At 67.6% G+C, this 290-nt stretch carries 1 pseudogene; it reads right to left on the bottom strand.

What is annotated here, in order from left to right:
• Positions 1 to 290: pseudogene (locus WDW90_RS38905) on the bottom strand (hypothetical protein); the annotation flags it as partial.

Genomic DNA, 290 nt, shown 5'->3' with positions numbered 1-290 from the left:
GGGATATCCGAAGCGAAAAGAACCCGTCACGTCGCGGGCCGCCGATGGGCGGCCGGCCACGCCGGGTACGGGTTCGAGCTGTTGCGTTGCCGGAACGGGTGCAGGCTTTGCAGTCGTGGCGGTAGGCGTCGGCGTGGCCCTTGTAGCCCCCGGTGCAAGCGGGTTCTGCACCGTTGCCGGGGCGGTATCCGGGGCTGCTCCGCACTCGGCCTTGCGGAAGTCGTTCCACTTCATGTTGCCGAGCGTGCCGGCCTTCTTGGCCTCTTGGTACTTGGCCGAGCACTCCTTCG

The sequence above is a fragment of the Methylobacterium nigriterrae genome (assembly GCF_037106235.1).
In the GTDB taxonomy this organism is placed as follows: Bacteria; Pseudomonadota; Alphaproteobacteria; order Rhizobiales; family Beijerinckiaceae; genus Methylobacterium; species Methylobacterium nigriterrae.
Note: the sequence above shows the minus strand (reverse complement) of the source record. Positions and strands in the feature narration are given on the sequence as shown.